Consider the following 13,605-nt stretch of genomic DNA (forward strand, 5'->3'; position numbering starts at 1 on the left):
AAAACACGTCTGCAAACAACGTCTGAAAACAACTCCCTCCCCTCGCAGGGCACTTCTGTACCCAGCTGCGCCCCTTATCTCCCCATACGTCCAGGAGCGATCCATGCGAACCCAGAGCCGACGACGGCCGCCGCGAGCCACGCTCGCCATGGCCGCCGCAGGGACGCTGCTCGCCCCGCTGCTCTCCGGCTGCTGGGCCGGAGCGGGCGGGTCCGGTTCCGGCGGCAATTCCATCAACGTCCTCATGGTCAACAACCCCCAGATGACCGAGCTGCAGAAGCTCACCGCCGCCCACTTCACCAAAGAGACCGGCATCAAGGTCAACTTCACGGTCCTGCCCGAGAACGATGTCCGCGACAAGATCAGCCAGGACTTCGCCAACCAGGCGGGGCAGTACGACGTGGCGACCCTCTCCAACTACGAGATCCCGATCTACGCCCGCAACGGCTGGCTGCACGAGATGAACTCCTACGTCGCCAAGGACCCGGCGTACGACGAACAGGACGTCCTCAAACCCATGCGCCAGTCGCTGACCGGCGACGACGGCAAGCTCTACGGCCAGCCCTTCTACGGCGAATCGTCCTTCCTGATGTACCGCAAGGACATCCTCGAGAAGGAGGGCCTGACGATGCCCGCGCACCCCACCTGGACCCAGGTCGCGGACCTCGCCGCGAAGGTCGACGGTGCCGAGCCGGGCATGAACGGCATCTGTCTGCGCGGCCTGCCCGGCTGGGGCGAGGTGATGGCACCCCTGACGACCGTCGTGAACACCTTCGGCGGCACCTGGTTCGACAAGGACTGGAAGGCGCGGCTCGACTCCCCCGAGTTCGAGAAGGCGGTGAAGTTCTATGTCGACCTGGTCCGTGAGCACGGCGAGTCCGGCGCCGCGCAGTCCGGCTTCGCCGAGTGCCTGAACAACATGACCCAGGGCAAGGTCGCCATGTGGTACGACGCCACCTCCGCTGCCGGTTCCCTGGAGGCGTCCAACTCCCCCGTCAAGGGCAAGCTCGGCTACGCCCCCGCGCCCGTCGAGGAGACCAAGTCCGCCGGCTGGCTCTACACCTGGGCCTGGGGCATCCAGGACGCGTCCCGCAACCCCGACAAGGCCTGGAAGTTCGTCTCCTGGGCGTCCAGCAAGGAGTACGAGCAGCTGGTCGGCGACGAGATCGGCTGGTCCAACGTGCCCGCCGGCAAGCGCGCCTCGACGTACACGAACCCGGCCTACGTCAAGGAGGCCGCCGCCTTCCAGGAGATGACCAAGGAGGCCATCGAGGGCGCCCGGCCCAACGACCCCGGCGTGCAGCCGCGCCCCGCACCCGGCATCCAGTTCGTCGGCATCCCCGAGTTCACCGACCTCGGCACCAAGGTCTCCCAGGAGATCAGCGCGGCCATCGCCGGACGCCAGTCCGTCGAGTCGGCCCTGAAGAAGTCCCAGCAGCTCGCCGAGCGGATCTCCGAGGAGTACGAGGGACGATGACCGCGACGACCACGGCTCCCGTAGCCGCCACTCCCGTACCCACCGTGCGGCAGCCCTCCGACCGCCTGCGTGCCTGGGCGACCCGGGGCCCGCTGCTGCCGGCCCTGATCTTCATGATCGCCGTGACCCAGCTCCCGTTCGTGGCCACGGTGGTGATCTCCTTCTTCGACTGGAACTCCCTCTATCCCGATGCCCGGGAGTTCACCGGCTTCGGCAACTACCAGCAGGTGCTGAGCGACGCCGACCTGCGCCAGTCGGTGTGGACCACGGTCCTGCTGACGGTCGCGGTGGTGCTGGCCAGCCTGATCCTGGGCCTCGCCCTGGCCCTGCTCCTGGACCGGAAGTTCCGGGGCCGGGGCCTGGTCCGCACCCTGCTGATCGCCCCCTTCCTGGTGGTGCCGGTGGCGGCGGCCCTGCTCTGGAAGCATGTGCTCTACAACCCCGAATACGGCCTGTTCAATGGGTTGTTGCACTATGTGGGCGGCCCACAGCCCGACTGGATCTCCAACACCCCGCTGCTCGCGGTCGAGGCCTCCCTGGTCTGGCAGTGGACGCCGTTCATGATGCTGATCCTGCTGGCGGGACTACAGAGCCGCGACCAGCAGCAGATGGAAGCCGCGCGGGTGGACGGCGCGAGCGACTGGCAGATCTTCCGCTACCTGACGCTCCCGCACCTGCGCCGCTACCTCGAACTGGGCGCGCTGCTCGGCTCGATCTACATCGTCCAGAACTTCGACGCGGTCTTCACGATCACGTCCGGCGGCCTGGGCACGGCGAACCTCCCCTACACCGTCTACCAGAGCTTCTACCAGGCCCACGAGAACGGCCTCGCCTCGGCCGCGGGCGTCCTGGTGGTCATCGGCTCGATCATCATCGCGACCTTCGCGCTGCGCGTGGTGTCGTCGCTGTTCCGCGAGGAGGTGGGGCGCGCATGAGTGCCACGACCACGACCACGACCACGACCACGACCACGACCACCACCACGACCACCACCACGAACGCGACCGTACGCGTCCGTCGCAAGGGTGCCGGCCTGGGCCTGGTGGCCTGGCTGGCCGGGATCGTCTTCTTCCTTCCCATCGCCTGGATGGCGCTGACCTCCTTCCACTCGGAGCAGGACGCGGCCACCAACCCGCCGTCCTTCACCGCCGCCCTGACCCTGGACGGCTACCGCGAGTTCTTCGGCACGGGCGGCGGCGCGAGCCCCTGGCCCGCCCTGATCAACTCGACCGTGGCATCGGTGGCGTCCACGCTCTTCGTCCTGCTGCTGGCCCTGCCGGCCGCGTACGCGCTGTCGATCCGCCCGGTGAAGAAGTGGACGGACGTCCTGTTCTTCTTCCTGTCGACCAAGATGCTGCCGGCGGTGGCGGGCCTGCTGCCGATCTACCTGTTCGCCAAGAACACGGGGATGCTCGACAACATCTGGCTCCTGGTCATCCTCTACACGTCCATGAACCTGCCGATCGCGGTCTGGATGATGCAGTCCTTCCTGGCCGAGGTCCCGGTGGCGATCATCGAGGCGGCGCGGGTGGACGGGGCGCGGCTGCCCACGATCCTCGCGCGCGTGGTGGCCCCGATCGCCCTTCCCGGCATCGCGGCGACGGCCCTGATCTGCTTCATCTTCAGCTGGAACGAGCTGTTGTTCGCGCGAGTACTGACCGGCGTGGTCGCCGAGACCGCCCCCGTCTTCCTGACCGGCTTCATCACCAGCCAGGGCCTGTTCCTGGCGAAGGTGTGCGCCGCGTCGCTCGTGATCTCCCTGCCGGTGCTCGCCGCGGGGTTCGCCGCCCAGGACAAGCTGGTCCAGGGCCTGTCGTTGGGAGCCGTGAAATGAAGGCCGCCGTCATCGAGTCCGTGGGCCGCGCCGTCGTCACCGAGGTCCCGGACCCGACGCCCGGGCCGCGCGAGGTCGTCGTCGAGGTCGCCGCGTGTGGGCTGTGCGGGACCGATCTGCACATCCTCCAGGGCGAGTTCGCGCCCAAGCTGCCGATCGTGCCCGGACACGAGTTCGCGGGCGCGGTGGTCGGGGTCGGCACCCAGGTCACGGAGGTGTCGGTGGGCGACCGGGTCGCGGTGGACCCCTCGCTCTACTGCTACGAGTGCCGGTACTGCCGTACGGGCCACAACAACCTCTGCGAGCGGTGGGCCGCGATCGGCGTGACCACGGCGGGCGGTGCGGCGCAGTACGCGGTGGCGCCGGTGGCGAACTGCGTGAAGCTGCCCGAGCACGTCCGTACCGAGGACGCGGCGCTGGTGGAGCCGCTGTCGTGCGCGGTGCGCGGCTACGACGTTCTCCAATCCCGCCTGGGTGCCCACGTCCTGATCTACGGATCCGGAACCATGGGCCTGATGATGCTGGAACTGGCCAAGCGCACGGGCGCGGCCAGCGTGGACATGGTCGACCTGAACCCGGCGCGGCTGGAGACGGCACGGCTGCTCGGCGTCTCCGGGTCGGCGGCGAACGCGGACGAGCTGGAGCGGCCGCAGGGCTGGGACGTCGTGGTCGACGCCACGGGCAACGCGGCGGCGATCCAGGACGGTCTGGGGCGGGTCGCGAAGGCCGGCACGTTCCTGCAGTTCGGCGTAGCCGACTACGCGACCCGCGTGGAGATCGACCCGTACCGCATCTACAACCAGGAGATCACCATCACCGGGTCGATGGCGGTGCTGCACAGCTTCGAGCGGGCGGCCGAACTGTTCGCCAACGGGGTGCTCGACCCCGAGGTGTTCATCAGCGACCGCATCCCGCTGGACCGGTACCCGCAGGCGCTGGAGCAGTTCGCCGCGGGGGTGGGGCGGAAGATCGTGGTGGTGCCGTAGCCGGTCGTCCTGCCCGGCGGCAGCGCCGGGCAGGAGGTCATATCGGCAGCGTCGGGCGGGACGTCATAACGGCAGTGAACCGTAGAGGGCGGCGCCCACGGCGGCGAAGGCCGCGCCCGACCACCGGGGCCAGGAGCGACCGCGCCGGCCTGCCGCGTGGACGAGGGCCGTCGCCGCCATCGCCGGCCACAGGATGCCCAACCCGGTGTCCCCGAGAGAGAAGTGGCCCCGGAGTGCAGCGGCGACCGTGAACGCGGCGACCGCCGCGAGGGCGATGACCGGGAAGCCCGTGCCGAACGGGTCCCACGCATCGGACGCCGACTCCGGCTCCCGGCGGACCGACCGGACGAAGAGCACGAGCACCGCGAGCACCGCGAGGGCGGCGACGGCGGTCCACAGCATGGCGGGGACGACCAGGAAAGGACTGGGATTCATACCCCGCATCCTGGCTTACGGCCGAATGGATGCCACACAGCGCGAAGATCTGACGGACACACAACTATTCAGGGGTGTCGGGAGTCTCCCTCCCGGCGCCCCTTTCCCTTTGGGTGCGGCCCGCCCCACTGACCTCGTTCGCCTCACATCTTCACGAAGGACGGCACAAGACCACTATGGGTAGACCTAGATACCTCTGGGGTGCGGCCGCCGCGGCCGTGGCCGCGCTCTCCGCAGCACTCGTGTTCCAGGGAGTCCCGGGCGAGTCCGCCGACAGCGCGCAGAGCGACGGCAAGCCGGGCCCGGTCACGCCCCAGTCCCGTACGGTCGCCCTGCCGACGGCGGAGCGCGGCACCCGGGCGGCCCTGAAGCAGCAGGACACCAAGCCGTTCAGCATGCTCGGCATCACCTGGGCCGACCCCTCGGTCCGGGTCACCGGCACCATCGAGGCGCGCACCCGGGCCACCGGGAGCGGACAGTGGTCGACGTGGCTGCGGCTGGACGGCGACAGCGGGCAGGGCGAGAGCACGGCCCGGCGCGGCGGCACCGAACCGGCGTGGGTGGGACCGTCCGACGGCGTGGAGGTACGGGTCACCGCGGGCGGACGCAGCTCCGGCGGGCTGCCCGCGGGGCTGCGGCTGGACATGATCGACCCGGGCGAGGGCGCCACGGGCGGGATGGAACCGGCGGCCTTCGTCGCCGACACGTCCGCGGACCCGTCGGCGACGGCCGACCCGGTCGAGCCCACGCCTTCGGACAACACGGCGAGCGAGACCGCGACCACCACCGAGCCCAGCGACTCGTCGACCCCGACGACGCCGGCTCCCACGACCTCGGCCCCGACCAGTGCCACACAGACGCCGACAACCTCCGCGCCGACATCGACCTCCGCGAGCCCGAGTGCCACCGCGCCCACGGCCCCGCCGTCCACCGCGCCCCGTCCCGCGATCACCTCGCGTGCCGGATGGGGCGCGGACGAGTCGATCAGCCCCGAGGAACCGGGCTATCTGCCGGGCGGGAAGATCAAGGCGGTGGTGGTCCACCACACCGCCGAGAGCAACGCCTACACCTGCGCCGAGGCGCCGGCCGTCGTACGCGGCGTCTACGCGTACCACGTCAAGCAGCTGCAGTGGAAAGACATCGGCTACAACTTCCTCGTCGACAAGTGCGGCACCGTCTACGAGGGCCGCAAGGGCGGCGTCGACAGGCCCGTCATGGGCGCCCACGCCTTCGGCTTCAACTCCGAGACCACCGGCATCTCGGTCCTCGGCACCTACACGGACGTGGCGCCGAGCCAGGCCGCCATGGTCTCGGTCGCCAGGATCGCCGCCTGGAAGCTCGGCCAGTACGGCGTGAACCCGAGCGGCACCACCACCCTCACCGCGGGCGCGGACGGCACCAACTACTTCCGCAAGTCCTGGGCGCAGGGCGCGCAGTTGAGCTTCCCGACCATCCACGGTCACCGTGACGGCTACAACACGCAGTGCCCCGGCGACTCGCTCTACGCCAAGCTGCCCACGCTCCGCGCCTGGGCCGCCGGACCCGTCGCCGGGCTGACGATCAAGTCCGTCAGCGGCGGCGTCTCGGGCACGACGCACTACACCAAGGCCGGCGTCACCGTGGGCTGGGCGGCCACCACCCCGTCGTCGCTGATCACGAAGTACGAGCTCCTCGTCGACGGCAAGACCGCGGCCACGACCGCGGGCACCGCCACCTCCGCGAAGGCCACGCTGGCGGTGGGCACCCACAAGGTCCAGGTGCGCGCCACCCACCAGTCGGGCAGGACGGCCACGTCCGCGGCCGCCACGGTGGTCGCGGAGACGACCGCCCCGTCCTTCACCACCAAGCCCGGCCTCGCCCTGCGCCCCGGCACGGTGAACACCACGGCCGTGCCGCTCAAGCTGACCTGGAAGGCGACCGACAGCGCCGCGCTGAAGCAGGTCAGGCTGACCGCCCCGGTCGCCGTGACCTACGGCCCGACGGTGACCGCCTCCGACCGCACGGCCAAGTCCGGCGTGGCGACCACCTGGTCCATGACGGCCTCCGACCAGGCGGGCAACACCGCCACGGCGTCCGTCGCCCGCACGCCGGTCATCCTCCAGGAGACCTCGGCCGTGAAGTCCGGCACCTGGGCGAGCAAGTCCTCCACCAGCTACCTGGGCGGCAAGTCGTACTCCAGCTCCTCCAAGAACGCCGCGCTGACCTGGACCTTCACCGGTCGCTCGGTCGCGTGGGTGGTGTCCCGGGCGGCCACCTCCGGCCAGGCGTACGTCTACGTCGACGGCGTCAAGACGGCGACCGTCGACCTGAAGTCGTCGACCACGAAGTACCGCGACGCGATCTGGACCAAGAGCTGGTCCACCAGTGCCAAGCACACGGTCAAGATCGTGGTCGTCGGCACCTCGGGACGTCCGGCAGTCACCACGGACGGCATCGTGTACCTCAAGTAGGCGCCTGATCCGTCACCCGGGGGCAGGGCCCTTTCGTCGGGCTCGGCCCCCGGGCGACGGACACCCACCCGATTGGCCTCGGGTAAGGGAACGGTAAAACGCCCTCGCTCGTTCAACCGGGCATGACAGCTATGACCCCCGGCTCGAACATCCCTCTGCCCGCCGCCCGCGTGACGGTGGACGTCGCCGCCCCGGTGCGGCTCGACGTATCGAGCCTGCTGCTCACCGCCGACGGCAAGGTGCGCTCCGACGACGACTTCATCTTCTACAACCAGCCCACGGGCCCCGGCGTGACCTACCGCTCCGGCGGCGGTACGGCCCCCGACGCGATCGTCGTCGACACCAGCGCCGTCCCCCCGGGCATCGAGAAGATCGTGGTCACCGCCAGCCCGGACGCGGCCGGCCAGACCTTCCAGGGCATCGAACCGACGGCCACCATCCGCAACGCGGACGACAACAGCGTCCTGGCCACGTTCACGCCCCCGCAGCTCGGCACCGAGACCGCCCTGGTCATCGTCGAGGTGTATCTGCGCAACGGCGCCTGGAAGGCCCGCGCCGTCGGCCAGGGCTACTCGAACGGCCTGGCCGGCATCGCCACCGACTTCGGCGTCTCGGTCGAGGAGCCCGCCGCGCCGGCCGCCCAGCCGGTCGCCCCGCCGGCGCCGGCCATGCAGACCCCGGTGGCACCGCCGGCCCCGCCGCTGGACCCGCGCGTCACCACGCCCCCGCCGCCGGCCGCTCCCCCGGCCCCGCCCGCCGCCGCCCCCGGCACCGGGAAGATCAACCTCGACAAGGGCCGGGTCAGCCTCCAGAAGAACCAGACCGTCTCCCTGGTCAAGGGCGGCCGCCCACTCCTCTCCCAGGTCAAGATGGGCCTCGGCTGGGAGCCGGCCTACCGCGGCAAGGACATCGACCTGGACGCCTCGGTCATTGCCTACGGCCCGCAGCGCAACCACATCGACAGCTGCTACTTCGGCAAGCTGTCCATCGTGGGCGGCGCGATCAAGCACTCCGGCGACAACCTCACCGGTGAGGGCGGCGGTGACGACGAGGTGATCGTCGTCGACCTCGGCCGGCTCCCGCAGGAGGTCACCGGCCTGGTCTTCACCGTCAACTCCTTCTCCGGTCAGAAGTTCACCGAGGTCGCCAAGGCGTACTGCCGCCTCCTGGACGCCGCGAGCGGCGAGGAACTGGTCCGCTTCGACCTCACCACCGCCGAACCGCAGACCGGCGTCCTGATGGCCAAGCTGATCAAGCAGTTCTCCGGCGAGTGGGAGATGACAGCGATGGGCGACTTCGTGAAGGCCCGCACGGTCCGCAACATGGTGAAGCCGGGCGCCCAGTCCCTGTAGCCGCCTGGCTACGCAGCTACGGGCAATCGTGCCGCCCGTAGCTGCGGACAGTCCTACCGCCCGTAGCTGCGGGCAGTCGTGCCGCTGGGGCGATGGGGTCCCCCCGCTCGAGCGAAGCCGAGAGTGGGGGAGGGTGGGCGCAGCGGCACCCGGCAACGCCGGTGAGCTCACCCACCCGACACCAGCCCCGACCCCGGGCACCTGGCCATCGCCCACAGCTGCGGCAAGGCACCCACGGCCGCCACGACCGCTACGGTCGCAACCCTTCCGTCAGCAGCGACAGATACCGGCGGATGAACTTCCCCTCCCCGTCCGTCAGCTCCGACGCCGTCGCCACCCCGTGCGCCAGCCGCAGAATCTCGATCGGCTCCACGTCCCCCCGCAGCGTCCCCTCCCGCTGCGCCGCCTCGACCAGCCGCCCGGCCGCGCCCTTCACCGAGACGCCACAGGCCGTGACCACGGCATTGCTCCCGTCCGTGACGGCAGAGCCGAGCAGCGCCTTCAGCCCGCGGACCTGGATCATCCCGGCGCTGAGTTCGTTCAGCCACTCCACCAGCGCCTCGCCCGGCGGCAGTTCACCGGCGAGATCGTCCGCGCGCGCCGCGAGCGCTTCGACGCGGTCGATGTACGCCGCCTCGAGCAGCGCCTGACGCGTCGGGAAGTGCCGGTACAGCGTGCCGGATCCGACCCCCGCCCGCTTGGCGATGTCGTCGAGCGACGCACCCTCCCCGTGCTCGGCGAAGGCCTCGGCGGCTGCCTTCAGCAACCGCTCGTAGTTGCGGCGGGCATCCGCGCGCATGGGCTTGACCTCCGTCATCCAGAATCTCCTTGCAAAACCGGGGACCCTCTCCGTATCTTACGAGGACTAAGCGGAGACAGTCCCCGTTTATCGCGGCGCTCTCCGCGGGCAGTTCACCCTGCCCGCCCGCGCCCCGTCCGGGGACACCAGACCGGGAGAACTCCATGTCCGTCCCGTCCACGCCGTCCACGACCTCCGACACACTCTCCGCTCCACCGGATCAGACCGCCAGGCTCGGCGCCGTCCTGTTCGTCGTCGTCACCGCCTACCTGATGGTCGGCGTCGACTCCACCGTCGTCAACGTAGCCCTGCCGGACATCCAGCGTGACCTCGGCTTCAGCCCCACCGGACTGTCCTGGGTCCTCAACGCCTACACGCTCGCCTTCGGCGGCCTGCTGCTGCTCGGCGGCCGGGTCGGCGACATCGTCGGCCGCCGCCGCACCCTGACCGTCGGCGTGCTCCTGTTCGCCGCGTCCTCCCTGCTCGGCGGAGTCGCCGGCGACAGCGCCTGGCTGCTCGCGGCCCGCGCCCTGCAAGGCGTCGGTGCCGCCCTCACCGCCCCCAGCACCCTCGCCCTGATCACCACCCACTTCCCCGAGGGCCCCCGCCGCCACCACGCCCTCGGCGTCTACTCCTCCATGGCGGGCATCGGCGCCTCCGTCGGCCTGGTCCTCGGAGGCATGCTCACCACCTGGGCGTCCTGGCGCTGGTCCCTGCTCATCAACGTACCGATCGGAGTGGCGGTGGCCCTCGCGCTGCCCCGCGTCGTCACCGAGACCCCGCGCCATGCAGGCCGTTTCGACGCGGCCGGCGCACTCACCGGGACGGTCGGCACGACCTCGCTCGTCTACGCGTTCATCCGGGTCTCGGAGGAAGGCTGGAGCGACACCCAGGCGCTGCTCGGCTTCACCACCGCGGCAGCACTGCTCACGGCCTTCGCCCTCGTCGAGGCGCGCGCGGCCCAGCCGATCCTGCCCCTGCGGCTCTTCGCGGACCGCGACCGCGCGGGCGGCTACGCGGGGATCCTGCTGCTGCCCGCCGGCATGTTCGGCGCGTTCTACTTCCTCAGCCTGATCGGCCAACAGGTCCTGGACTACAGCCCGTTGCGTGCGGGCTTCGCCTTCCTCCCGCTGACGCTGGCGATGTTCACCACCGTCCGCACGGTGCCGCGCCTGCTGGCCCGATTCGGTGCCAAGCCGGTCCTGCTGACCGGCATGGCCCTGCTCGCCGCGGCGGGCGGATGGCTGTGGCGGCTGGAGCCCGGCGACGGCTACGCCACCGGCCTGCTCGGCCCGCTGCTGCTGATGGGCCTGGGCGTCGGCCTGAGCATCATGCCCCTCAACGCGACGATCCTCGCCCGCGTCCGGCCCCGCGAGGCCGGCGCCGCCTCCGGACTGCTGCAGACCCTCCAGTGGCTCGGCGGCACCCTCGGCCTGTCGATCCTGGTCACCGTCTACGGCACGGCGACCCGGCACGCCACCGGGTCACCGTCCGAGATCCTCACCGAGGGCTCGGCCCGCGCGTTCGGCGTGGGCGCACTGGTGGCGCTCACCGCGCTCCTGGTGTGCGCAGTGGTGATCACGGGCCGGAAGCCGCGGACCGCCACCTAGTGTGATGCGCCGGGCGCCGCCTAGAACAGCGCGCTGTAGGCGTTGAGCGCGGGCTGCCCGCCCAAGTGGGCGTAGAGCACGGTGGATTCGGGACCGATCTCGCCCCGCGCGACCAGGTCCACCATCCCGGCCATCGACTTCCCCTCGTACACCGGGTCGGTGACCATGCCCTCGGTGCGGGCCGCGAGCCGCATGGCGTCCAGCGTGGTCTCGTCGGGGATCCCGTACGTGCCCGCGTGATACCGGTCGTCCAGCTCGACGTCCGCCTCCGTCAACTCCTTCTGTACGCCGATGAGTTGCCCGGTGTTGTGGGCGATCCGGGCGATCTGCTCCCGGGTACGGGCGGGTGCCGCCGACGCGTCGATGCCGATCACGCGCCGCTGCCGCCCGCCCGCCTCCTCCAGCGCGCGGAACCCGGCGACCATGCCGGCCTGGGTGGACCCGGTCACCGAGCACACCACGACGGTGTCGAAGAAGACGCCCAACTCCTGTTCCTGTTCGGCGACTTCGTACGCCCAGCCGGCGAAGCCGAGGCCGCCGAGCGGGTGGTCGGAGGCGCCGGCGGGGATGGCGTACGGCTTGCCGCCGCCCTCCTCGACCTCCCTGAGCGCCTGCTCCCAGCTCTCCTTGAAGCCGATGCCGAAGCCGGCCTTCACCAACCGCACGTCGGCTCCGGCGAGGCGGCTGATCAGGATGTTGCCGACCTTGTCGTACACGGCGTCGGGCCATTCGACCCAACTTTCCTGCACCAGAACGCACTTGAGACCGGCGCGGGCGGCACAGGCGGCGACCTGACGGGTGTGGTTCGACTGCACCCCGCCGATCGAGACGAGCGTGTCGCACCCCTGGGCGAGCGCGTCGGCGACCAGGTACTCCAGCTTGCGCGTCTTGTTGCCGCCGTACGCCACACCGGAGTTGCAGTCCTCGCGCTTGGCCCAGAGGGCGGCGCCGCCGAGGTGTGCGGTGAGCCGCTCCAGGGGGTGCACGGGCGATGGCCCGAAGAGGAGGGGGTAACGGTCGTGGGAAGAAAGGGAAAGAGCAGAAGCTGAAAGGGACATGGGTCCTCCCGGGTTCGGGATCAGTCGCTGTCGGCGAGTTCGGCCAGGCCTCGCCAGATCTCCGCGGTGACACGGACCGCGGTGTCCACGTCTCCGGCCGCACAGGACGCGATCAGCCGGTCGTGCAGACCGGCCGAAAGACAGTTGCCGCCCTCGCCGAAGCGTCGTCGCTCCAGGCGGCGGATGAGGGGGGTGTAGCGGGCGGCGGTGGCCGCGGCGGCGCGATTGCCGCTGACGCGGACGAGAACGTCGTGCAGTTCGTCGTCCGCGCGCACGGCGGTGTCCACGTCACCGGCGTGGACGGCGGCCGCGAACCGCTCGTTGGCCGCGCGCATCGCCTCGACGTCCGCGGCGAACAGCCGGGGCACGGCGACCCGCGTGACCAGCTCGTGCATGGCGCCGACCACGGCGGCGGCGTCCCGCACGTCGGAGGCCACCACCGGCGTCACCCGCGTGTAGCTCTGCGGCTTGCTCTCCAGCAGCCCCTCGTCGACCAGCCGCGAGAACGCCTCGCGCACCGGAGCCCGGGACAGCCCGAGCCGCTCGGCGAGCTCGGCGTCCCGCACCACCGCGCCGGGTTCGATCTCCCCGGCGACGATGGCGTCCCTGATGGCTTCATAGGCGCGGTCCCTGAGCAGGGTGCGCGGCACGGGTCGCATGGCCTCCATGAACTGAAATGTTAGATGTCAGCGCGCGGTCCGTCCAGGGCCTGACTCAGTAGACCCACGGCCAGTCGGCGTCCCGCGCCGCCTCGAGCAGCGGAACCATCCGGAAGGCCGCGTCCGAAAGGCCCCCGAAGGTGTGCCGGTTCGCCTTGCCCGACGGGCCGTGGCCCGCCCGGTACCCGGCCAGGTTCCAGGTGTAGACCGGCACGTCGGCCGGGACCTGTGCGGTCGGGTCGCCGTGGTGGCTGAACGCGTACTGCTCGTCGGTGACGATCAGCACCCGGTCGTGCCTGCGGTAGTGCCGGCGCACCGCGCCCGTGGTGTCGGTGCCGCCCAGGTCGCCGAAGCGGCCGAGGACCTTCAGCACCGACTCGCCCTCGCGCAGCGGCACCTCCTTGCTGCTCGTGCCGAACTCGACGAGATCGACGTCCGCCGCCCGCAGCGCGAGAGCCGTACCGAAGATCGCCGCCGCGTCGGCCCGGGTGAGCTCCGAGCGGTCGGACAGCCGCGAGCAGAACATCGAGCCCGACCGGTCGACGAGGACCAGCGTCCGGCCGGGCAGCGCGGGCACGTTGGCCAGCGAGTGGCCGAGCGCCTGCTCCAGCGGGTACGACCAGCGCAGCGACGGCGCGTGCCGGTACGCGGCGAGGTAGCGGAAGGGAAACTGCCGCGAGCGCGCGACCTCGGCCGGGTCGCTGATCTTCGCCGCGACCAGGGGCCACCTCGTCCGAGACGCCGGCCTGGTCGAAGTTCCGCAGATTCCGGGTCACCGCCATCGCGCTCACCGCAGCGGGGGCGCCGCTCCTGCCATCCACAACGGAGGCACGGCTCGGGGAGCCCTCGCCGTGCCTCCGCCTCCTTGCCTCGGCCCGCTGGTTCGCAGTCCCCGCGAGGCTGCACCGGCTGCTCCGCCGATTCGGACAGGCCCACCCGAGTGAC

Annotated in this window: 11 protein-coding genes and 1 pseudogene; 7 read left to right on the forward strand and 5 right to left on the reverse strand. The window is 70.9% G+C overall.

Annotation, left to right across the window (positions count from 1 at the left end; all coding sequences use genetic code 11):
* The first annotated feature begins 103 nt into the window (after positions 1–103).
* Genes QFZ76_RS13370 through QFZ76_RS13385 form a run of 4 tightly spaced genes read left to right on the forward strand, consistent with a single transcriptional unit; the run spans position 104 to position 4,297 of the window.
* Complete coding sequence (locus tag QFZ76_RS13370) at positions 104–1,477, forward strand: sugar ABC transporter substrate-binding protein (protein WP_307673929.1); 1,374 nt, start codon at positions 104–106, stop codon at positions 1,475–1,477.
* Positions 1,474–2,412: a carbohydrate ABC transporter permease gene (locus QFZ76_RS13375; protein WP_307673930.1), complete on the forward strand. Its 939-nt coding sequence runs from the start codon at positions 1,474–1,476 to the stop codon at positions 2,410–2,412. Before QFZ76_RS13370 ends, QFZ76_RS13375 begins: the two co-directional genes overlap by 4 nt.
* Positions 2,409–3,311: a carbohydrate ABC transporter permease gene (locus QFZ76_RS13380; RefSeq protein WP_307673931.1), complete on the forward strand. Its 903-nt coding sequence runs from the start codon at positions 2,409–2,411 to the stop codon at positions 3,309–3,311. Before QFZ76_RS13375 ends, QFZ76_RS13380 begins: the two co-directional genes overlap by 4 nt.
* Complete coding sequence (locus QFZ76_RS13385) at positions 3,308–4,297, forward strand: zinc-dependent alcohol dehydrogenase family protein (protein ID WP_307673932.1); 990 nt, start codon at positions 3,308–3,310, stop codon at positions 4,295–4,297. The genes QFZ76_RS13380 and QFZ76_RS13385 overlap by 4 nt, the downstream gene beginning before the upstream one ends.
* 63 nt (positions 4,298–4,360) lie before the next feature.
* Here the strand turns inward: QFZ76_RS13385 and QFZ76_RS13390 are convergent, their stop codons facing one another.
* Positions 4,361–4,732, reverse strand: a complete 372-nt coding sequence (locus tag QFZ76_RS13390) for a hypothetical protein (protein WP_307673933.1) — start codon at positions 4,730–4,732, stop codon at positions 4,361–4,363.
* A 176-nt stretch (positions 4,733–4,908) separates the two neighbouring features.
* Between QFZ76_RS13390 and QFZ76_RS13395 the strand changes: the two genes are divergently transcribed.
* Both QFZ76_RS13395 and QFZ76_RS13400 read left to right on the forward strand, forming a co-directional pair.
* Positions 4,909–7,182 carry a peptidoglycan recognition protein gene (locus tag QFZ76_RS13395; RefSeq protein WP_307673934.1) on the forward strand — a complete coding sequence of 758 codons (2,274 nt, stop codon included), beginning with the start codon at positions 4,909–4,911 and terminating at the stop codon, positions 7,180–7,182.
* Between the two features lie 131 nt (positions 7,183–7,313).
* Complete coding sequence (locus tag QFZ76_RS13400) at positions 7,314–8,534, forward strand: TerD family protein (protein ID WP_307680003.1); 1,221 nt, start codon at positions 7,314–7,316, stop codon at positions 8,532–8,534.
* A 250-nt stretch (positions 8,535–8,784) separates the two neighbouring features.
* Here QFZ76_RS13400 and QFZ76_RS13405 read toward each other — a convergent pair whose 3' ends face one another.
* Complete coding sequence (locus tag QFZ76_RS13405; protein ID WP_307673935.1) at positions 8,785–9,351, reverse strand: TetR/AcrR family transcriptional regulator; 567 nt, start codon at positions 9,349–9,351, stop codon at positions 8,785–8,787.
* 146 nt (positions 9,352–9,497) lie between these two features.
* On the opposite strand from QFZ76_RS13405, the gene QFZ76_RS13410 reads away from it, so the two are divergent.
* The gene (locus QFZ76_RS13410; RefSeq protein WP_307673936.1) at positions 9,498–10,943 is read left to right on the forward strand and encodes an MFS transporter; all 1,446 of its coding nucleotides are present in this window, start codon (positions 9,498–9,500) and stop codon (positions 10,941–10,943) included.
* 20 nt (positions 10,944–10,963) lie between these two features.
* On the opposite strand, the gene QFZ76_RS13415 is transcribed toward QFZ76_RS13410, so the two are convergent.
* From QFZ76_RS13415 to QFZ76_RS13425, 3 genes and pseudogenes are all read right to left on the reverse strand, one after another.
* Positions 10,964–12,001, reverse strand: a complete 1,038-nt coding sequence (locus tag QFZ76_RS13415; protein ID WP_307673937.1) for a 1-aminocyclopropane-1-carboxylate deaminase — start codon at positions 11,999–12,001, stop codon at positions 10,964–10,966.
* 20 nt (positions 12,002–12,021) lie between these two features.
* Positions 12,022–12,669 (reverse strand): GntR family transcriptional regulator, encoded by a 648-nt coding sequence (locus QFZ76_RS13420; protein WP_307673938.1) that lies wholly within the window; start codon positions 12,667–12,669, stop codon positions 12,022–12,024.
* Positions 12,670–12,715: 46 nt separating this feature from the next.
* A pseudogene (locus tag QFZ76_RS13425) lies at positions 12,716–13,442 on the reverse strand (TROVE domain-containing protein); the annotation flags it as partial.
* Positions 13,443–13,605 lie beyond the last annotated feature (163 nt).

Source organism: Streptomyces sp. V4I2, assembly GCF_030817655.1.
Taxonomy (GTDB): domain Bacteria; phylum Actinomycetota; class Actinomycetes; order Streptomycetales; family Streptomycetaceae; genus Streptomyces; species Streptomyces plumbiresistens.

What these genes read in the sequence shown, in the direction of transcription:
- QFZ76_RS13410 (WP_307673936.1), top strand. Translation starts at nt 9,498, where the DNA reads ATGTCCGTCCCGTCCACGCCGTCCACGACCTCCGACACACTCTCCGCT.
- QFZ76_RS13380 (WP_307673931.1), top strand. Translation starts at nt 2,409, where the DNA reads ATGAGTGCCACGACCACGACCACGACCACGACCACGACCACGACCACC.
- QFZ76_RS13395 (WP_307673934.1), top strand. Translation starts at nt 4,909, where the DNA reads ATGGGTAGACCTAGATACCTCTGGGGTGCGGCCGCCGCGGCCGTGGCC.
- QFZ76_RS13405 (WP_307673935.1), bottom strand. Translation starts at nt 9,351, where the DNA reads ATGACGGAGGTCAAGCCCATGCGCGCGGATGCCCGCCGCAACTACGAG.
- QFZ76_RS13385 (WP_307673932.1), top strand. Translation starts at nt 3,308, where the DNA reads ATGAAGGCCGCCGTCATCGAGTCCGTGGGCCGCGCCGTCGTCACCGAG.
- QFZ76_RS13415 (WP_307673937.1), bottom strand. Translation starts at nt 12,001, where the DNA reads ATGTCCCTTTCAGCTTCTGCTCTTTCCCTTTCTTCCCACGACCGTTAC.
- QFZ76_RS13420 (WP_307673938.1), bottom strand. Translation starts at nt 12,669, where the DNA reads ATGGAGGCCATGCGACCCGTGCCGCGCACCCTGCTCAGGGACCGCGCC.
- QFZ76_RS13400 (WP_307680003.1), top strand. Translation starts at nt 7,314, where the DNA reads ATGACCCCCGGCTCGAACATCCCTCTGCCCGCCGCCCGCGTGACGGTG.
- QFZ76_RS13375 (WP_307673930.1), top strand. Translation starts at nt 1,474, where the DNA reads ATGACCGCGACGACCACGGCTCCCGTAGCCGCCACTCCCGTACCCACC.
- QFZ76_RS13370 (WP_307673929.1), top strand. Translation starts at nt 104, where the DNA reads ATGCGAACCCAGAGCCGACGACGGCCGCCGCGAGCCACGCTCGCCATG.
- QFZ76_RS13390 (WP_307673933.1), bottom strand. Translation starts at nt 4,732, where the DNA reads ATGAATCCCAGTCCTTTCCTGGTCGTCCCCGCCATGCTGTGGACCGCC.